This is a genomic window from Moorena sp. SIO4E2 (genome assembly GCF_010671945.1).
Classification (GTDB): domain Bacteria; phylum Cyanobacteriota; class Cyanobacteriia; order Cyanobacteriales; family Coleofasciculaceae; genus Moorena; species Moorena producens.
In genome coordinates this window covers 1-20873 of the sequence record NZ_JAAHIE010000083.1, presented here as the reverse complement: position 1 = coordinate 20873, position 20873 = coordinate 1, and the positions used below count along the sequence as shown (strand labels likewise).

15 protein-coding genes and 1 pseudogene are annotated in these 20873 nt (G+C 45.4%); 9 read left to right on the top strand and 7 right to left on the bottom strand.

Annotated elements, in window-relative coordinates:
• Positions 1 to 507 precede the first annotated feature (507 nt).
• From F6K37_RS12015 to F6K37_RS11990, 6 genes are all read left to right on the top strand, one after another.
• Positions 508 to 963, top strand: coding sequence for a DUF6335 family protein (locus F6K37_RS12015; RefSeq protein ID WP_287250376.1), 456 nt, complete (start codon positions 508 to 510; stop codon positions 961 to 963).
• 350 nt (positions 964 to 1313) lie between these two features.
• Complete coding sequence (locus tag F6K37_RS12010; RefSeq protein WP_287250374.1) at positions 1314 to 2153, top strand: excalibur calcium-binding domain-containing protein; 840 nt, start codon at positions 1314 to 1316, stop codon at positions 2151 to 2153.
• Between the two features lie 281 nt (positions 2154 to 2434).
• Positions 2435 to 3607 carry an RNA-guided endonuclease InsQ/TnpB family protein gene (locus tag F6K37_RS12005; RefSeq protein ID WP_287250372.1) on the top strand — a complete coding sequence of 391 codons (1173 nt, stop codon included), beginning with the start codon at positions 2435 to 2437 and terminating at the stop codon, positions 3605 to 3607.
• Positions 3608 to 3784: 177 nt separating this feature from the next.
• Positions 3785 to 9541, top strand: coding sequence for an alpha-2-macroglobulin family protein (locus F6K37_RS12000; RefSeq protein WP_287250380.1), 5757 nt, complete (start codon positions 3785 to 3787; stop codon positions 9539 to 9541).
• Positions 9542 to 9728: 187 nt separating this feature from the next.
• Positions 9729 to 10541, top strand: a complete 813-nt coding sequence (locus F6K37_RS11995) for a hypothetical protein (RefSeq protein WP_131827032.1) — start codon at positions 9729 to 9731, stop codon at positions 10539 to 10541.
• Positions 10542 to 10625: 84 nt separating this feature from the next.
• Complete coding sequence (locus tag F6K37_RS11990) at positions 10626 to 10859, top strand: hypothetical protein (RefSeq protein ID WP_143764178.1); 234 nt, start codon at positions 10626 to 10628, stop codon at positions 10857 to 10859.
• A 124-nt stretch (positions 10860 to 10983) separates the two neighbouring features.
• Here F6K37_RS11990 and thrC read toward each other — a convergent pair whose 3' ends face one another.
• The 6 genes and pseudogenes from thrC to F6K37_RS11960 all read right to left on the bottom strand — a co-directional run bounded on the left by thrC (position 10984) and on the right by F6K37_RS11960 (position 17347).
• On the bottom strand, positions 10984 to 12102 hold the full coding sequence (gene thrC, locus F6K37_RS11985; protein ID WP_438941752.1) for a threonine synthase: 1119 nt from the start codon (positions 12100 to 12102) through the stop codon (positions 10984 to 10986).
• A gap of 200 nt (positions 12103 to 12302) precedes the next feature.
• Positions 12303 to 13712: a DEAD/DEAH box helicase gene (locus F6K37_RS11980; protein ID WP_287250368.1), complete on the bottom strand. Its 1410-nt coding sequence runs from the start codon at positions 13710 to 13712 to the stop codon at positions 12303 to 12305.
• A gap of 402 nt (positions 13713 to 14114) precedes the next feature.
• Positions 14115 to 14246, bottom strand: a complete 132-nt coding sequence (locus F6K37_RS11975) for a hypothetical protein (RefSeq protein WP_287250366.1) — start codon at positions 14244 to 14246, stop codon at positions 14115 to 14117.
• A 521-nt stretch (positions 14247 to 14767) separates the two neighbouring features.
• Entirely contained in the window at positions 14768 to 16090 is a 1323-nt protein-coding gene (gene rimO, locus F6K37_RS11970; RefSeq protein WP_008177602.1) for a 30S ribosomal protein S12 methylthiotransferase RimO, read from the bottom strand.
• A 29-nt stretch (positions 16091 to 16119) separates the two neighbouring features.
• Positions 16120 to 16218: pseudogene (locus F6K37_RS44640) on the bottom strand (hypothetical protein); the annotation flags it as partial.
• Between the two features lie 688 nt (positions 16219 to 16906).
• On the bottom strand, positions 16907 to 17347 hold the full coding sequence (locus tag F6K37_RS11960) for a hypothetical protein (RefSeq protein ID WP_131827034.1): 441 nt from the start codon (positions 17345 to 17347) through the stop codon (positions 16907 to 16909).
• A 95-nt stretch (positions 17348 to 17442) separates the two neighbouring features.
• On the opposite strand from F6K37_RS11960, the gene btpA reads away from it, so the two are divergent.
• Complete coding sequence (gene btpA, locus F6K37_RS11955) at positions 17443 to 18273, top strand: photosystem I biogenesis protein BtpA (protein WP_008177609.1); 831 nt, start codon at positions 17443 to 17445, stop codon at positions 18271 to 18273.
• A gap of 369 nt (positions 18274 to 18642) precedes the next feature.
• Complete coding sequence (locus tag F6K37_RS11950) at positions 18643 to 19635, top strand: vitamin K epoxide reductase family protein (RefSeq protein ID WP_008177610.1); 993 nt, start codon at positions 18643 to 18645, stop codon at positions 19633 to 19635.
• On the opposite strand, the gene F6K37_RS11945 is transcribed toward F6K37_RS11950, so the two are convergent.
• On the bottom strand, positions 19607 to 19834 hold the full coding sequence (locus F6K37_RS11945; RefSeq protein ID WP_071986764.1) for a hypothetical protein: 228 nt from the start codon (positions 19832 to 19834) through the stop codon (positions 19607 to 19609). The genes F6K37_RS11950 and F6K37_RS11945 overlap by 29 nt on opposite strands.
• Between F6K37_RS11945 and F6K37_RS11940 the strand changes: the two genes are divergently transcribed.
• Positions 19822 to 20873: aminoacetone oxidase family FAD-binding enzyme (locus tag F6K37_RS11940; RefSeq protein ID WP_287250359.1), on the top strand; the 1052-nt coding region annotated here is incomplete at its 3' end. The genes F6K37_RS11945 and F6K37_RS11940 overlap by 13 nt on opposite strands.

The window sequence follows — 20873 nt, the reverse complement described above, 5'->3', positions numbered from 1 at the left end:
TTAAAAAAGAGCGATCGCCTAATTTACCTAACTGGTAATTCGACACTAATTTCATTAGCTATATCCAATAACAGTCAAACGGTTAACCTTTAACCATCAACAACCTTGTTATTAATAACATAAATCAGGTTTATCAACAATAATTTCGGGACTTATAAAGGGATTTTAACCTAAAAAAAACTCCTAATTTTCAATGCTTAAGCTAAGCTTTAAACAAAGCGATCCATCACGTTTTTAAAACGTTAATGTTCAGGGGAAGCAGCCATGATTTCTAGGTGGCCACCATTGTAGCTAAGGGCTAAGCAGCGATAAGTTTACAATTTATTGAGTAATGTTTCATAGTTTTGCTAACTGATAGCATAGCGTTATATTCCTGATAATGCTGGGGTGAAGGGAGTGATGGTGATGGGGAGAGTGCTTGTGAATTTTAATTATTTTAGCAGTATAATTTAATTATAAGGAGAATTTTAATGAATCAAACAATGACACTAATCAGGAGTAACGATTATGAAAGATTACAAGAACAACGATGTAGTCAACTCTTATGAAATGGTCAACCGAGAGGAAGGGTATACTCACAACCGTAATACTGAAGAAGTCTTGTTAGCAGACCTGACTGGAATAGAAGACCCTGACCGGATTTTTGAGGGTGTGGTTGACCGTGACACTGGGATGGGACGCACCTTGGAGAAGTTGAGAATTAGCAAACTATCCGGTGGCAATGTGACCGGTGGCGATATTTATGATAATTGGTATCAGGCTGAAGTAGTGGGGGAAGAAGCAGTTGGAGGACAAACGCCCACTCCTGACCAAAATGTAACTGAAGACTTGCTGGAGTCCATGGGGATTTCTTCAGTTGATGGTGAAGCTGTGCAAACTCGAGACAAGTTAGAGGTTCGTGATCACCTCCGCTGGGAGCTGAACCCTGAATCTTCTGAAGATTACTCCGAGCACTCGAAATAAGGTACTGTTGGCAACGGATGGCTTAACGGATGTCAGGGATAGGGAGAGGGATTGATGTTTTTTTGGGGATTATTTTGGGAATTGATTAGTTTGGGAATATCGGGACTTAAACCATAAAAAACGTCTAAAAGAGGGGATATTTGCTGCCAACCTTAGTTTTCCCCTCTAGTTCAATCCCGATGAATCAGACAACTACCGCAAAGGAAACAATGATGATTTATACTAAAAAAAATTCTGGTAATTTCCTGGCGGTTTTTGTGTGACAAAATACTACAATTGAATTATGTAAGGGGCTTGAAAAATTAGACAAATTCACGTAAAGTCATTAAAGTAATCTCAACCATAGAATAGTGAAACAAATTTTCCTGAGAAGCTTTCAAGCTTTTGTGATGACAGTTCTGTTGATGCTTTCGATAGTAGCATCACTGACTAGTTACCCCGATATAGCCCTAGCCCAAACAGATTCTAACATCTCCAGCCCTGGTTCTCAGGTTGAAATCCTACATCCAACTGCTTTTGTTAACCTAAATAATGGCTCGTTCACACCTAATTTTGGAGCTGTAGCTAACATTTTCAATGGCAATGGACTGACTGGTAGCGGCACGGAACTGGATCAACTCCACGTAGCTGGAGGAAATTCAGCTAACTTTCTCTCAGCTAAGCTAAATCATTGTGCAACCGCAGCTGATGTCAACTTTGACTTTGACTTTGGCAGCCCAGTCCTATTCAATACACTAGCCCTCTGGAATTACAATGCTTTCAATACAACGGCAACTAATCGGGGCATCAAAGACTTTATCTTAGTTCTCTCTAACAATTCAGATTTTAGTGATCCAGTTTTTGAATCTTCAACCCTAACTCTGCCTAAAGGACCTGCAACCAATATTCCGGCTACTATCTTCTCTTTTCCTAATGTGGAAGCTCAGTTTGCCAGAATCGATGTTGTCTCCAACTATGGACCGACAAGTCTGATTGGCTTATCTGAGGTTCGTTTTGCCAAGATGGTTAGTAACACAACACCTATCTCGTCTCCTGTACAACCTGAATTGCCCAATTGCGTGAATTCAGATTGCAATTGTTCAGATTTCAGTACTCAAGCTGAAGCCCAACAGGTGCTTGATGCCTTTCCCGGCGACCCCCACCGGCTAGACCGTGATAAAGATGGTATCGCTTGTGAGTCACTGCCGTAAACAAAGTAATTGTATTTTTGGTTTTGGGGAGTTTCACAGTTACTTAATGTGATCCGGAGGCACCCCACCAAAAAGCCCTAACCTACTACACCAGCACTACCCCGACGAGTTAACTTTTGGGGGGTTTGGCGGGCTATAAGTCCGCGCGCGAAATCTTTGATTTGGCGTTGGGATACATGGACAAGCCAAGCCAATTGAAACCCTCGATGGGGTGATAATTGGCAATCGGATAAATAGTCTAACAAGACGGCAATATTTGTTAGACTATTTGTATGGAAAGCATGACTTACACATATCGCATTCATCCAGATATCGACCAAGAAGCAAAGATGCTTGATTGGCTCGAACAATGTCGGCGTGTTTATAATTACGCACTACGACAAAGAAAAGACTGGATCAATAGCCGTAAGTGTAGAGTTGACGCTTGTAGTCTCAGGCAGGAATATATTATCTCTGCTGACGAACCATATCCTGACTACTACAAACAACAGAACGCACTGACAGTCGCCAAGAAAAGCATTCGTGAATTTCAGGCTGTACATTCTCAAGTCCTTCAAGATGCTCTCAAGAGACTTGATAGAGCATTTAAGATTAGACAACAGAGACAGTTTGGGTTTCCACGCTTCAAGAAGGTTGGACGTTATCGTTCGTTTGTATTCCCTCAGTTCAAATCGAATCCGATTACTGGGTGGCAAATCAAACTCCCTAAGATTGGTAAGATGCCGATTGTTCTGCATCGAGCTATTCCAAAAGGATTTGTTATCAAGCAGGTTCGAGTCCTGATGAAAGCTTCGGGGTGGTATGCTCAACTGATTTTGCATTCTGACATATCTATCCCCGATCCGATGCCTCATGGTGAACCCTTGGGTATTGATTGGGGGATTTCCAGTTTTGTCGCTACCAGCCAAGGTGAATTGATTGATAATCCTCGGTTCTACATTCAGTCTCAAAGCAAGCTTAAATGGCTGCAACGCAGATTGAGTAAGAAACAAAAAGGAAGTAAATCTTATCAAGCTTTGACACACAAAATATCTTTGCTGCACGAAAAGATTGGTAATCAGCGAAAAGATTTTCACTACAAAGTTAGCCATCATCTTTGCCGTCAGGCAGGAATGCTCTTTGCTGAAGATTTGAACATTTTGGGATTGAGCAAAGGTATGCTTGCCAAGCACGTCTTGGATAGTGCGCCTGGTCAATTCTTGAATATCTTGGATTGGGTTTGTCGCAAGACTGGGACTTACTATCAAAAAGTTGATGCTAAAGGCAGTAGTCAACTTTGTCCTGAATGTGGGGCTGATGTGCCTAAAGACTTGAGTGTCAGAATACATAGTTGTCCAGAATGTCAGATCGTCATGCCTCGCGATGTGGCTAGTGGCAAAATTATCGTAAATAGAGGTATTGCAGCCGTTGAAGGTCTAGCGGTCGTCAAGCTGGGTGTGGAGGAAGAATCGTAGGATTACCAATGAAGCACCAAGTTCTCGCAAGTTGAGAAGCCCAGGCTATATTACGTAGCGATAGCGAAGTAATTAGCGTTGGGAGTATGTCACGGAAACTTAGCACAATCCTGCCAAATTAAAAAATCTGAGCTTTAATCAATAGTGGAAGCTGCAAGAGGAAAATCTAGGCACGCCATGGGTAGGGTAATTAAAACAGCCATAGGGTTATTACTGGGATTATCTCTCATCCTAGGTATAATAAGCTGTGATAGCGCTAAACTAACTTCAGGGTTTGAACCCTTACCAGCAGTAGCTCCCCTACCGATGCCTCAAATCCCAGAGTGGATTGAGCAAATTAGTCCCATCGGCATAGCTGAGCCCCTCTCTCAAATTCGGATTCGCTTCAAAGACCCCTTGATTCCCGTTGAACGCTTGGGAAGTCCGAATCAGCGGGAAATATTACAGAAATTTGAAATCATACCCCCTATCCCTGGGCAATTTCGTTTCTTAACCCCACGGATGGTAGGATTCCAAGCTGACCAAGCTCTGCCTCTAGCCACTCGTGTCCAAGTTACCCTCAAAGCTGGATTAACTGACCTAAACAATCATAGTCTAGAACAAGACTTAGCCTGGACCTTCAATACTGCCCCGATCCAGTTAACCAATCTGCCAGCAACTCAGAGGAATCCAGAAGCCGAACCACAACCGATTGCCCTGGAGCCTAAGTTAGAGTTTACCTCCAATACTCAATTGGATCTCGCTTCAGTAAACGAGCACTTGACCATGACACCAAAAGGTCAGACTCAGAGTGTCAAGCTAGATGTAGCCCTTAAAGAACAAGAGGATGTTTCCTCAGAGTATAGGCAACCCGCTCAGGAATTTAACCCCTCCTTGCGGCCATGGATTTATACGATCACCCCTAAGCAACCCCTAACTAAAGCTACCGATTACAAATTAGCCTTTGCCCCTGGTGTGCGTCCCGCTCGCGGCAATATCGCGACCGAAACCCCTTTCGTTAGTCAAGTCAAAACCTTTGACCCCTTGACCTATCAGGAAACCACATTTTACGGACAGCCAGAGGCGGGAGGCGCTTATGGACGGTTTGTGAACGGGGCAGCTCAGTTGGAATTTAATAATCCTTTGCTAGCCTCTTCCGCCATGGAGAATATTACGGTTGAGCCTGCTCCCAAGGAAGCTCCCAAATTGGTGCAAGCTTATGATGGCAATCGATTCGTTAACCTTAATCCTTGGGCATTAGAACCAGAAACTACCTATACCGTTACTCTCGGTGCTAATCTCACTGACCAATTTGGGCAAACCTTGGGTGAACCAATAACCTTTAAGTACGAAACAGGGGATTTAGCAGGGGATATCTGGGCTCCCTCGGATTTGCATATCTTTCCCTCTACCCTAAAAAGCAATTCCGAGTCCCTACAGTTGAATATTTCTACAGTCAATTTACCGCAACCGGAGTATAAAGCCGCTTATCGCATTGTTCAACCTACTGACTTGGTCTATAAAGATTCCGCTTATCCGAGTGGCAAGAGCAATGATTTATTACCGAAGCCAACTCAATGGGAACGTTTCCGGGTAGCGGGAAAGAAAAATAAAACCACTAATATCGCGGTTTCCCTGAGGAAACGACTGGGAGGTCCAACGGGAATGTTGGCCTATGGGGTGCAAGCGAAAACCAATCGCTATCAGGATGGCAATGGAAACGAAAAGTGGTGGGAACCAACCTTTTATGGCATGGTGCAGCTGACCAATTTGGGAGTGTTTGCGCAATGGTTCCCTGATTCCGGTTTGGTGCAAGTGAATCATCTGTCCGATGGCTCACCAGCAGCAGCAACGGTAGAGATATATAAGTCTGAGCTGAATGCTTCCTATCGAGGCTCACCAAAACCCTGTGCGATCGCAAAAACTGACAGAACTGGCACCATCGCCCTAAACAGCCAAGCTCTACGTCAATGTATGAATGGGGCAACGCGCTTCACTAAAGGTCCGCAATTACTGGTAATTGCTAAAGAAGGCAAAGACTGGGCATTTACTCGAACCAATGAATATAGTGGGTATTATGGCTACGGGATTTATTCAGACTGGGACAATGGCAAACCAAAATCCCGAGGCACTATTTTCTCAGACAGACAGCTTTACCAACCAGGAGAAAAGGCTTGGTTCACTGCAGCAGCCTATTATCTAGAAAAAGATAACCTCACCCAAGACAAAAATGCCTCCTATCAGGTCACCCTGGTAGAACCCAATGGTAAGAAGACAGGTTTAGGCACTAAGAAAACCAATGAATTTGGTACCTTTTCCCTAGAATTACCCCTGAAAGAGAATCAACCCCTAGGTTTCTATACCGTCCAGGCCAGGGGAAGCAATGGCAGAGAAATTTCAGGTGGTTTCCGAGTAGCTGAGTTTAATCCTCCTAACTTTAAAGTTGACCTAACCCTTGCTCAAAAATTTGCTAACATGGGCGAGAAGGTGGACGCTAATGTCCAAGGAAATTATTGGTTTGGTTCAAATGTAGATGGGGGCAAGGTGGCTTATTACGTCACCCGCACCCCCGTCTACTTTACTCCAGAAGGATGGGAAGAGTTTTCCTTTGGTCAGCAGTGGTTTTGGCCCCAGGAAAGACCGCAAGTTACCAGTGATGTCCTCCAAACTAATCAAACCTTGAGTGAGTCTGGGGAAAGTAGTCTAACTATTCCGGTGACGAAAGACCTGCCCTATCCCATGACTTACCGGGTAGATTCCCAAGTTACCGATGTCTCGAATCTGTCGGTATCCGATTCTAAAACATTTACAGCTTTACCTAGCGATAAACTAATTGGATTAAAAGGGGATTGGGTGGCGGATGCCGGAAAACCATTCCCTGTAGAAGTGATTGTTACTGACCCCACCGGTAAATTAATTAAAGGACAATCAGTACGCCTGGAACTGCAAGAAATGAAATACAGCAGTGTTACCCAGGTGTTGGCAGGGAGTCAGCGAGAAAAGAATCAGGTGGAATACAAAACCGTTAAAGAGGTAACTGTCCGTTCCGGTAGTAGTCCAAAATCCATCAAGCTCACTCCCCCCTCATCCGGTTCTTATCGAATTCGCGCTAATTTGGCTAAAGCTAAAAATGACTTAGCAGCAACAGACTTACAAATTTGGGCAACCGGTGGAAACTCAGTGTACTGGGGGTCTCGCTATGATAACTCTCGTCTGGATATCAAACTAGACAAGGATAGCTATAAGCCGGGGGAAACAGCTACAGCCTTGATTCAATCTCCCTATCCTGAAGGGGAATTGTATTTTTCAGTAGTTCGGAACAATACTCTCTATCGCAAAGTAGTCAAAGTTAAAGGGGGTGCGCCAGAGATTAAGTTCAAAGTCACTCCCGAGATGGTACCTAATGCAGCAGTAGAAGCAGTAGTAGTGCGCCAAGGCAAACCCCTATCCCAAGTGGAGCCAGGGAGTGTAGAAAATCTGGTGCGGATTGGTTTTGCTCCCTTTAATACCAGCTTGGATGATAACTATCTCAAGGTAACAGAGACATTGCAGTCTAAGTCCATTGAACCTGGTGCTAAGCAAACAGTGGAATTATCATTGCAAAATTCTAAGGGTAAACCAGTAAAGGGACAGTTTACCGTGATGGTTGTCAATGAAGCCATCTTGCAACTGAGTGGCTACCAAGTACCGGATTTAGTAGAGACCGTGTATGCTCAGCAAGATATTTCCACTCGCTTCAGTGATAACCGTCCTAAGGTGGTGCTAGAAAAGCTAGCGACGCGAATGATGGACAAAGGCTGGGGCTATGGTGGAGGAGAGTCTTCTGGCGCAGCTAGTACTCGGATTCGCACGGAATTCAAACCCTTAGCCTACTACAATGGTTCACTGGTAACAGATGCCAATGGTAAAGCAAAGGTAACCTTTAAACTACCAGATAATTTAACCACTTGGCGGGTGATGGCAGTAGCAACGGATGGCAACCTACACTTTGGTAATGGCCAGGCTACCTTTATCACCACCAAGCGGCTGATGGCTAATCCAGTATTACCTCAATTTGCTCGTCCAGGCGATCGCTTTAAAGCTGGGATAGCGCTAATTAATAATACTGGGAAAACGGGAGATTTACAGATTAATGCACAACTGACCGGTGGGGTTCAGTTTGATGGTGGTAAAGGGCCTACGCTGAATCAAAAAACCTCAGCCAAGACCGGAACCAGTGGTTATCGTTTTCCGATGGTAGCCAATAACTTGGGTAAAGCTAAAGTCAAGTTTACGACTAAGCTCAATGGTAATCAAGATGGGTTTGAAGTGCCTTTAGCTGTCAAACCCGTTGACATTACTGAGCAAGTGGTGGAATCGGGAGTAACCAGGAATCAAGTAAAAATCCCAGTGAATATAGCTAGTAACGTGGTACCTGACAGCGGAGGGTTAGAGATTTCCCTGGCTAGTACTCTGATTCCTGAAATTACTGCTCCGGCTAAGCAAGTCTTGGGTAACGAAGACTTACCCTTCTTAGAACCGGTAGCAAGTAAATTAGCGATCGCATCCAATTTGGAAATACTCGGCAAACAATATGGTCAGACCTTTGCTGAGTTTAACCCTAGCCAACAAGGCACTGAGGCTATCAAACAGTTACAGAAACTCCAGCGACCAGATGGTGGCTTTGCCAGATGGCCCGGACAAAAATCCTCAGACCCCTTCGTCTCTCCCTATGCTGCTACTGCTCTAGCTCGGGCTAAAGCAGCAGGATTATCAGTAGATTCCGGGATGGTGAGCCGTCTCCAGAACTACTTGCAGAAAATATTGGCCAATCCTGGTCAGTATGATTATTGCAAGAGCGTAGTGTGTAAGAGTAAGGTGCGATTAGAAGCACTGATGGGATTAGCAGAACTCGGTCAAACCCGCAGTGACTTCCTAGGATACCTTTATGAACAAAGCAGTAACTTCGACCGGGTCACTCAGATTAAATTAGCGCGTTACTTATTACAGTTTCGTCAGTGGCGGAGCCAAGCCCAAACTCTAGTTAATCAGTTTCAGGAAAGCATCTATCAAACTGGGCGTTCAGCTCGGATAAATTTACCCCAAAGCTGGCGTTGGCTGGATTCGTCTACTACTGCACAAGCTCAAGCCTTGCGTCTATTTATTGCCCAAAACAGTTCAGCCGAGGTTCGCAGTAAACTATTACAAGGGTTATTAGAGTTACGGCGAGATGGCACTTGGCAAACTAGCTACGATAATGCCCAAGCCTTGAGTGCCTTAGTAGACTATAGTCGATTACAGCCTACACCCCCCAGCTTTGGAGCAACGGTGCAACTAGCAGGGAAAAAACTTGGCTCAGCCCAGTTCCAGGGGTATAAGAAACCTAGTCAATCGATTCAGGTTACCATGGATAACTTACCCCGAGGTCGCCATGACCTGATTGTCAAAAAATCTGGTTCAGGGACTCTACACTACTTAACCAGCTATCGTTATCGCTTACAAGGCAATCAACCCGGTCGGTTTAATGGATTACGAGTAAACAAGACCATACGTCCCGCTAATCAGGAAAAGGTGTTGCGAAAGATTGGACTGTATGCTCTCAAAGACCCATTAACAGTACCAGCCGGACAAGTGTTTGATATTGGCGTGGAGGTGATTACCGATCATCCAGTGGATCATGTGGTGATCGAAGATCTCTTACCAGCTGGGTTGGAAGCAGTGGATACTAGTTTCCAAACTGCTACTCCTTACTTCCAAGCTCAACAGGATAGCTGGCAAATAGATTATCAGAAAATTCATCGCGATCGCATTGTGGCTTATGCCGATCGATTGGAGGCTGGTGTCTATAATTTACATTATCTGGTGCGCTCAGTTACACCAGGAACCTATTTATGGCCCCCTGCCCAAGCACACCTCAACTATGCCCCAGAAGAATTTGGCAGGTCGGCTTCCTCTACGTTAGTGATTAATGATTAGTGATTAGTGATTAGTAATTAGTTAATTGTTAATTGTTAATTGTTAATTACCATTATGCCTTTGCCTTAAATTGACAAACGAGTAGTGATTGAATACCCTTTTAAAGTTGATGGTGCTAAATCCATATCCGAATCAAAAAACGAATCCCAATAAAAAACCAAATGTCCGCCCCTTGGAGGTCAAGCTAATGTTAGAGTTTAATAAATCTTCAGCTATCGACATCGAGAAAGGAAATTCGACAACAACTCATAATCATGAAACCATTGAAACCGTTGTCAAAACGGAGAATCAGGAAACTAATAAAATAGGCTTAACTCAGCCAAAATTTTGGTCTAAGCCACTGATTGGACATATCGCCTTAACTTCTGTATTGGTTTTACTGATTACTGTAGGAGTAATCTTTCTCTATTCCTTAGGTAACTACCAAACCCAAAAGTGGTTGTTACCCCCAAGAGCACCAGTTGCCTATACTGAGACCATCGCTGAGGCTGCTCCCCTTGAACAAGAAAGAATTAGTGACCAAATCCAAGAAATCCAAGCGCGAGACCAAAGACATTTTAAAATGATGACATTCTTCTACAACAATTACTATATGTCTAAGTTAATGACCTATGGTACAGCGATTGTAGCAGGAATTTGTTTACTCTTTATTATTCGAGCAGGTTGGAATAGTACTCACCCTTATGTGATTAATATCTTCGTAGTGGTTTCAGCATCAGCTATTATGTTTGGAAATCTTCCTGGATTATTCCGGTATGAGGACAGTATTGTCAATAACAAACAGTTATACCTGAACTATGCATCTCTAAAGAATGAGGTAAATAGCTACTTGGTCACAGGTCAAGATATCCATGGTAATCCTAGAGAAATGAAGTACTTCATTAATCACATTGATCAGGAATTAAGTCGATTAAATCAACTACCAATTGGGTTTGAGAGAACTCGACTCTTAGATTATCCCAATTTATATAGCAGCTCTCAATTGGATCAGGGACTTTAGTCCTGGGTTATAGGGAGTAGGGAGTAGGGAGTAGGGAGTAGGGAGTAGGGATGCAGTTGCTGTTTCCGTGTTCAATTTAGTCTAATGATATTTTGGCTGAAATGGATTTTACTAGGTGTTATGCTAGCAGTGAGCATCCTACTCCTAAGGCAAGTCCTCTATGACCGTTGCTCAAGAATCTACTTAGGTCTGAAATATCCAGCACCAGGTAAATTGGTAGATGTGGGCGCTAAACCTTGGCCAATAGGCACGCGCGTCGCGTTCAACCAACCGGTTAATCTACCCTACACCGAACGCCAAAGGCGAACAAGCAAATAACCTTTAACCTAACAACTAACCTAACAACCGGTTAACCTTCAACCAAATAACCTTCAACCAAATAACCTTGGCCAATAGGCCAAGCGATCGCGTTCAACCTAACCACCGAAGTTACGACCCATCCCTAACCCTCTGTTGGCTTTAACCCGATCACCTCTGCCACAGCAGCAGTTGTCGGCTCAATCCCTTCTGTCAATGGGTTGTTGCTGTGTTCGATTGCAGTATCTGGATCTTTGAGACCATTACCTGTCAGTACACAAACCACGGTTGCTCCTGTGGGTACCTGGTCTTTTACTTTCAACAAACCAGCTACTGATGTAGCGCTCGCTGGTTCACAAAAAATTCCTTCTTGGGATGCCAATAACCGATAGGCATCTAAAATTTCTTGATCGGTAACGCTATTAAATGCCCCTTTACTAGCTTCTTGGGCTGCGATCGCTTTTTCCCAGCTAGCTGGGTTGCCCACCCGAATTGCGGTTGCAATGGTTTCGGGATGCTCTAGGACTTTGCCAGCGACAATCGGAGATGCTCCAGATGCTTGAAATCCCATCATTTGGGGTAAGCGATCGCATTTCCCGTGTTCATGGTACTCGCAAAATCCCATCCAGTAGGCACAAATATTGCCAGCATTCCCCACTGGTATGCACAGCCAATCAGGAGCATCACCTAAGTTGTCCACTATTTCAAACGCAGCTGTCTTTTGACCTTCTAAGCGATAAGGATTGACGGAATTGACCAAGGTCACGGGATACTTTGATGCCATTTTCCGGACAATTTTCAAGCAGTCATCAAAATTTCCCTTAATCGCTATTACTGTTGCTCCATATACCAACGCTTGGGCTAATTTCCCCAGAGCCACATAACCATCAGGAACAATCACAAATGCCCGCATTCCCCCCCGACTAGCGTAGGCTGCTGCTGATGCCGAGGTATTTCCGGTACTAGCACAGATTACCGCCTGGTCTCCTGCTTCCTTAGCTTTTGAAATCGCCATGGTCATTCCCCGGTCTTTAAAACTACCGGTAGGATTGAGACCGTCATATTTCACCAGTACCTTTACTCCTCTGCCAATAATTTTGGCAATAGTGGGCACAGGAATTAGGGGAGTATTACCTTCGAGTAAGGTTACCACTGGTGTGGAGTCAGTGACTGGCAAATAAGGACGGTAAGCCTCAACTAAGCCAGGCCAGTTGAGTGAAGTAGAAATGCCACCACTCACAGTAGACGAATCAGAAACAGACAGACTTGAAGCCACGTTTGGTTAGGGAAGTATTAAGGGTGAAGTATCAAGTGTGAAGTGTGAAGTATGAAGCATGAAGCATGAAGCATGAAGGTTATGAGATGTCAACCCTTCCATTGATTTTTATTGCTTACTCAGCAACTGGTATATTTTGCTACTTCATCCAATACGCCTTCATCCTTTACACTTCATCTTTGTCTATCTTATCTTGACTGATTCTGAATCACAGGCTTTCTGGGTTTTTCTGTGCGATGGCGTTTATCTGTGTTAAGCCGCAGTTTGGGACGTTCCACCATTCGTTCTTCGAGATCGTCACTAATGGGGGGTTGAGTTTTGTCATAGAACAATTGCAATGCTGCCGCTGCGATCGCATGAGCATCATATTCTTCTTCCAACTCCCGTACAACTGGCAAGAAAGAAGCCATCCGTTCCCCTGATAAAGCTTCCCGTAACTCTGCCTGCAGTCTTTCTAAGCGCCGGGTCTCAATTTGTGAGCGGGTCGGAATCCGGGTAACTTCCAACCGTTGCCGCACCTTGCGCTCAATCTGGTAGAGTTTACGGCGTTCAAAAGGTTGAATCAGGGTAATTGCTGTTCCTGTCTTACCAGCACGACCGGTACGACCAATGCGGTGAATGTAGCTTTCGACTTGATCTGGCAGGTCAAAATTGATCACGTGGGTGAGATGATCCACATCTAGACCACGAGCAGCAATATCGGTTGCTACTACCCAACGCACTTGATTTTTCCGGAACCGATATAATAACCGCTCCCGCTGACTCTGACTCAAATCACCGTGGTACTCATCTACACTGTGACCAGCCGCTTGTAATTGGTTCGTTAGTTCAGCAGCAGCTTTTCGTGTCCGCACAAAAATGATTGAAGCTTCTGGGTCTTCCAGTTCCAGAATCGGATGGAGAGCCCTGATTTTTGAGCAGCCACGGGGTACCATGTAAACTCGCTGTTCAATGCGCGCTGGTGCTGCTTTCGATTGCTGAACTTTAACAGTGACCGGGGATTTCAGGAACTTGCTGACTAGGTCCTGAATTGGCCGGGGCATAGTTGCTGAGAAGCAAGTAGTCTGACGATCTTCGGGAGTCTGTTGCAGGATTTTCTTAACATCATCGATAAAGCCCATGCTTAACATTTCATCGGCTTCATCAAGTACCACCCAGCTCAGGTTTTCCAGCTTAAGGTCTCCCCGGTCTAGCAAGTCAATCACCCGTCCGGGAGTTCCTACCACAATCTGAGCGCCTTTGTACAGCATCCGAATTTGCCGCTCAATGGACTGACCACCGCAGACGGTTAGTATATGCAATCGACGGTCCTCACTGAAGTCCCGAATCGCTTGGTTAACTTGCTGGGCTAACTCTCGGGTTGGGGTTAGAATTAAGGCTTGTACGGTTCGCTTGTCCAAGTCAATGCGATCTAGCATTGGTAGGGAAAACGCTGCTGTTTTGCCAGTACCGGTTTGAGACATACCGAGTACATCATGGCCATTGAGCAGTTCAGGAATAGCTTGGGCTTGGATAGTAGTAGGTGTAGTGAAGCCGATTTTTTCGAGTTGGCTTACACAAGATTCAGACAATCCCAGGCTTTGGAAAGAAACGGTCATAAGTTATTTTTCGATTTTTCGTTGGTTAGTTGTGGTTTTTTTTCTGGTAAGTCAGAAAGTTAAGTTAGTAGTTGAACGTGTCAGGAAACATTGTCATGGCTATAAAGACAGTGAGCCATCAAGTTTGACTCACCATGGCTTTTGCCTTGAGACACCTATGATGAGATTACATGAGTAGAAAGCGGTTTAGTTTCCACCCATTTGGTGTTGATAGGCATCAACTCCGCGCGTTGCACCTTGTCTTGATGCAGTCGCGCTTTGGGTTAACCCCCCTCAGGTCGGTAATGGTGCGTTTGACCTTGGCGAATTAAATTCGCCACGGGTCGCACCTCTGCATGGCTGTCACCATCAGCTGGGGTCTGTTGCGACCTATTTAGTGTGCCTAAAAGCTTGAGAGTAGGTTCATCCCACAAGAACACGTCTTACAGACGCAATGGTTAATGCCCTAGACACAGTGTCTTGATGCAATAGCGAGTGGGGGAAACCCCCAAGACCGTAATGGTGCGCTTTCCGTTGGCGAATTAAATTCGCCACGGGTCGCACCTCTGCATCGCTTGTCAGGTTGAGGGTGGCTCCTTGTCTTGATGCAATAGCGAGTGGGGGAAACCACGGCAGTCGCTCATGGGGGGAACCCCCAAGACCGCGCTGCCTCCCCAAGACCGTAATGGTGCGTTTGACCTTGGCGAATTAAATTCGCCACGGGTCGCACCTCTGCATCGCTAGCTAGGTATTGCCCGTTGGATTCGGGTGGGGTAAATCATCCCAAATTTGACCCTCAAAGCTGAATTGATGCACCGCTCAGCTAGTTTTTACCCCCTAAGCAGGTCTTTTAAGTGTGCCGTTTACTGTGCCGTTTAGTCTGCCGTTTAGTCTGCCATTACTATGGGCGACAGAACTATGGGCGACAGACACCGGCTTTTCACAAGGCTAGACACCTTGTCTACAGCTCCATAATCTAAAAGACCTTGGATCAGGTCTGGTTCAGGATTGACCAGATTACTTCCCCTAGTGGTGGAGTGTTTAATTCCAGCCCCTAGTTAAAGCCTGTAGCTTTTTTAAGGAGGTAGTACTACAGAACCATACAAGTCGTAGACATCACTATCAGTAATTTCTACTGATACTATGGTTCCTAAAGAGGCATCACCTTGAACGTAGACCAATCCATCCACCTCAGGAGCAAACCTGGCACTACGACCAATTAATTCACCCGTTAAGGGATTTTCTTGTTCTATGAGAACATCAACTATCTTGCCCAGACAGTTTTGATTTTTTTTTAAGGAAATCGGTTGCTGAACTGCCATCAGGGCATCCCGTCTGGCATCCATCACCCCTTGGGGCAACTGATTAGGCAATTTGTATGCTGCTGTTCCCTCCTCCGCAGAAAAGGTAAACACTCCAACATGGTCACATTCATGATGCTGGACAAATTCCAGCAAGTGTTCAAAGTGCTGCTCTGTCTCGCCGGGAAACCCGACAATAAAGGTGGTTCGCAACACTGCATCAGGAAGTGCAGTTTTGAGTTGCTTGATGATAGCGTCATTTACTCGTCCCTGCCAAGGACGGTTCATGGAGCGGAGGATTTCTGGATGGGAGTGCTGTAGAGGCAAATCGAGATAAGGAAGAACATTATGAGTTTCCTGAATGGCTTTAATGACGGATGGGGTTAAACCGGTGGGATAGGCGTAGTGGATCCGAATCCAGGGGATGTCTACTTCACCTAATGCTCTCAACAGTTCTGCCAGTTTTGGTTCACTGTATATGTCTAAACCATAGTTGGTGGTGATTTGCGAAATTAAAATCAGCTCTTGAACCCCTTGAGATGCCAACTGCTCGGCTTCCGCAACAATGGATTCTATGGTACGCGATCGCTGCTTTCCCCGGAGGTGCGGAATGATACAGAAGGAACAGCGGTAATCACACCCTTCTGCCACCCGCAGGTAAGCAACCCCTTCAGAAGTTGTTCGGTAGCGTGGCGTTGTTTCGTCAGCAATGTAGCTTGGTTCAGTAGAAACCTCTTGAACGCGATCGCCTGTTTCTACTCTTTGGATTACATCTACTATTTTATGGTAGTCCCCGGTTCCCACCACTGCCACTGCCTCAGGCAACTCTTCCAGTAGTTGGCTTTGGAAGTGTTGAGCCATACAGCCGGTGATCACAATTTTTTGATTAGCTTCCGCCAGTTCTACCAGCGTCCGGACTGATTCTCGCCGCGCTTCTTCTATAAAACTACAGGTATTTACAATAACATAGTCAGCTAATTCTTCATTGGCATCAACCTGGTATCCTGCCTGAACCAGCAGACCCAGCATATGTTCGGTATCAATGCGATTTTTCTCGCAGCCCAAGTGAGATATTGCTACAGTTGGCTTTTTGCCCATTCATTCATCATCTTATATTGTACTACAGCTTAGTCACATAACCTACTGCCCTTTAGCAGAACCTTACACCATTGATTGAGCTTGGTGTGATTGAGCTTGGTGTGATTGAGCTTGGTGTGATTGAGCTTAGTGTGATTGAGCTTGGTGTGATTGAGCTTGGTGTGATTGAGTTTGGTGTGTCAGTGATGTGCTCAACTCCTAATCTGCTCTCCTAATTTACTAGTACTGATGTTCCATGTTGATTTCACTATCAAAACCTATACACTAATTGTAAATTAAATTTTATTAAAATATTCAAAAAAATATTAGGAAATCTAAAAATATTCCCCACAGCCAATCATGCCATCGTCGGGATCGTGACTCCAACAGACCCCCGTTGGTAATATTCCTCTATGGGGGAGCGGGGGAGCGCTACTACAGTTATTAAATCGAGTAGTGCTGATCTCGGCTGTTAAGCAATTGCGGTCGGAAAGCTCAAAGTTGACAGGACAAAGGTTAGTAAACAGCTAGAGAAAATGTTGCAGAGTCTACCAAAAACTCTTATTATTTGTTAGACTTGAATTAGGGTAACACCGACAGGGATTATTATGTAACTTAAATTAAAGCCGAAAACCAAGGGTTTAATAGTTGCGCTCTCGACCTACGGTGGAACCAAATTTTTTGGAATTTTTATGGCGCTCGCGGGATATTCCGTCAGAGAAGCGCGGAGATACCCCCTGGATGTGAAAGCATCTTGCATTGGCGGGCTAGGGTCTATCTTGGTAGACTTTGGTAGCTAAAAAGTATCGGTACAATCTACTGGTAATATATATAATCCTATTTTACCTTTGACCTAGAATAAGTACGCATCAAAAACAGATGCAGTAGTTTTACGGCTAACCTCTCTCTTGGTGCGCGTTCCCTTGGCGAGGGAACCTCGCGCCTTGTCTTGATGCAAAGCGCGAGTGGGGGTTCCCCCCAAGACCGCGCTACCTCGCTGCATCGCTGTCGCACCGCTGTTAACCTAGCACCACTAGAAATGGTCTTCAGGAATTTTGGTGCTTGCTTTGGGGATAGCACTGACCGATACAATTGGTTTGAGCGACTGGTTTTAGCAACCGGTCGAACTAAATCCCAGGTTTGATCAAAAGAGTAAGCACCATAGCTTTTCTCTTGGTGCGCGTTCGGTGTGGGCGTTGAACCTCGCGCCTTGTCGCACCGCACCATTAATGCCAGTGGTAGACCGATGCCAGAAACGGCATCCGACCCTACTCTCAATTCCCAAGTTTTCTACAGGGGGCGCTGGTCCGCTCTATCTGTACCTTTTCCTCCCCGCTCCCTGATGAGATGGGGCTTCCAAACATCCCAGGATTGTGAACTTAGAGCAAATTTTCCAGACACCGAATCCAATCATAGGAGTTGTGCATTTGCTGCCACTCCCTACTTCCCCGCGCTGGGGCGGTAGCCTGCAAGCTGTGATTGACCGAGCCGAGCAAGAGGTCACCGCCTTAGGCTCTGGTGGAGTGGATGGGGTGATTGTTGAGAATTTTTTCGACGCCCCATTTACCAAAAACCAGGTCGATCCAGCAGTAGTCAGTACCATGACGATCATAGTCCAGCGACTGATGAACCTGGTTCCCATACCAATAGGGATCAATATTTTACGCAATGATGCTCATAGTGCTTTGGCAATTGCTACTTGTGTAGGGGCTAAATTTATCCGCGTTAATGTTCTGACTGGGATTATGGCAACAGATCAGGGCTTAATTGAGGGACAGGCTCATACACTCTTGCGCTACCGTCGGGCACTAGGTAGTGATGTTAAGATTCTTGCTGATGTTTTAGTTAAACATGGACAACCTTTGGAATCACCGAATATCACCATAGCTGTACAAGAAACTATAGAGCGGGGGTTAGCTGATGGTGTGATTCTATCTGGCTGGGGAACCGGTACTCCTACTAATCCCCAAGACCTGGTGTTAGCCTCGGCGGCGGCTAAGGGCAAACCAGTGTTTATTGGCAGTGGCGCTAATTGGGAAAATATTTCCACCCTGATGCAATATGCTGATGGGGTAATTGTTTCTAGTTCCCTCAAGCGTCGTGGACAAATTGATCAACCTATTGACCCGATTCGGGTCAGTCAATTTGTGGAAGCAGTACGCAGTAGTGTGTCTGCTAAACAAGAACAAAAACCAATTGTTTGACCGTTGAAGGTTGAAGGTTGGCCGGTTGAAGGTTGGCCGGTTGAAGGTTGGCCGGTTGAAGGTTGGCCGGTTGAAGGTTGGCCGGTTGAAGGTTGGCCGGTTGAAGGTTGAAGGTTGTTCGCCCTAGGCGTTCCCTTAGGGTAGGTTGTCTGTCAGAATGCAGAATGTAGAATGCAGAATGTAGAATTCTAAATTCTAAATTCTACATTCTAAATTAAAAAATGTTGTTGGCCCTTGGCGTTCCCCTAGGGTAGGTTCAAGGTTGAGCATCAACAGTATCTCACCTTGGTTTCTGTCTATTGGTTGTTTGACTTGATAACGTAGTAGTTAGAACTTTCAAGCAACCCCTATTCCTCATTAATCTAGATTATGAGTGTGAGTCGCAGGCGTTCTGCCCCCTGGATTTATCGTTGGTCCCGTCAGCTGATTGCTGCGATCGCTGTCGTGGGTGCCCTGTTAACTGCTTATCTGACTGTGGTTAAACTGACAGGTGGTACTGCAGTTTGCAGCGCGGGTGCAGGTAATGCTTCTAGCTGTAATGATGTCCTTTCCAGCCCTTATGCTAGTATATTTGGTCAGCCACTAACCTTGTTTGGCTTCCTGGCATACACCAGTATGGCTACATTTGCCTTGGCTCCGTTGTTAGTCAAGGGAGACCCAAAGAAGGGACTTCGCTCAAAACTAGAAAATTGGACTTGGTTATTGCTGTTGGCAGGTGCAGCAGCTATGACAGTTTTCAGTAGCTACTTGATGTACTTGCTAGCGTTTGAGATCCAAGCAGTATGTCTATACTGCATCAGTTCAGCATTATTTGCCATTAGCCTGCTAGTCCTAACCCTTGTGGGTCGCAGTTGGGAAGATATTGGTCAAATTTTCTTTATCGGTATGATCGTGGGCATGATCACCTTGGTGGGTACCTTAGGAGTTTATGCTAATGTTGGAGAATCCGTGGCCACATCAGCAGACAATGGTGGTCCAATTCCCACAGCCTCTGGTGCGCCAAACGCAGCTATTGGTGGCTGGAAAGTTACCACAACCTCTGGTCAATCAGAAATTGATCTGGCGCGTCATTTGACTGAGGTTGGTGCTAAGAAATACGGAGCTTACTGGTGTCCACACTGCTATGAGCAGAAGCAACTGTTTGGAAAACAGGCATTCTCTCAAATAGATTATATAGAGTGTGCTCGTGATGGCAAAAATGCTCAGACAGAAGCCTGTATCGCTGCTGGAATTCAATCCTATCCTACTTGGCAAATTAATGGCGAATTACTCCCTGGTGTCCAAACTCTAGAAGAATTGGCTAATGTCACTGACTATCAAGGCTCAAGGGACTTTAAGTACTATTTGCCAGGACGATCCTAGGATTTGAAGGCAAAAGGTAAAGAGATGGAAGTATGGGGAAATGGGGAGATGGGGAGATGGGGAGATTTTGATTAAGGGTAATTATCGGTTCTGATAGTAATAAGGTAAACCAGATTTTTTCCCTGTTTCCAATTCCCGATTCCCGATTCCCGATTCCCGATTCCCGATTCCCGATTCCCGATTCCCTTGGATAATTCACAAAATCTCAATGTCGTAGTCATTGGTGGTGGAGCCGCTGGTTTTTTTGGGGCAATTACCTGTGCAACGACTCATCCCCATACCAATGTCACTCTGCTAGAAGCCTCACGCCATCCATTATCGAAGGTGCGCATCTCTGGTGGTGGACGCTGTAATGTTACTCATGCTTGCTTTGACCCAGCCCAGTTGGTGCAAGCTTACCCGAGGGGAAGCAAAGCATTGCGAGGAGCTTACACTCGCTTTCAACCGAAGGATACCATTGCTTGGTTTGGGGCTCACGGTGTTGAGCTGAAAACTGAGACGGATGGCAGGATGTTTCCGATTACTGATAGTTCTGAAACTATTGTTGATTGTCTCTTACAAGTGGCTAAGAGGGCAGGGGTGACGATTCGCACTAGTAATCCCGTTAAGTGGATCTCTCGGCAATCTTCCCAACACCCGACTCCTGACACCCCACACCAGACCCCAGGAGGATTTGAAATTGGGTTGAGGAATGGTGAGACTATAAAATGCGATCGCGTTTTGATTGCTACTGGTAGCAATCCCCTAGGCTACCGTTGGGCAAAAGCCTTAGGTCATACCATCGAAACCCCGGTTCCTTCTCTATTCACCTTTAATATCCCAGACTCTCGTTTACAGGATTTAGCTGGGGTGAGTGTTAAACAGGTCTGCCTCAAATTACCCGATGCTGGTAAAACTTTGAAGGAACAAACGGGACCATTGCTAATTACCCACTGGGGTTTAAGTGGTCCAGCGGTACTCAAGCTTTCTGCTTGGGGGGCGAGAGTGTTGCACGAACACCATTATCAAATGCCGTTGTTGGTCAATTGGCTTCCTGATTACAACCCAGACCGATTGCGTAAATTACTCCTCGATGTTAAATCCCAGTTACCTCGACGCTTCATTACTACTAGTTGTCCTATTCCTATCCCAAAGCGCCTTTGGGTGAGCTTAGTGACTAGTGTGGGAGTGGGAGCACAAAACCGTTGGGCTGAGTTATCGAAAAAAACCGTACATCAGTTAGTTCAAGAACTGACTCA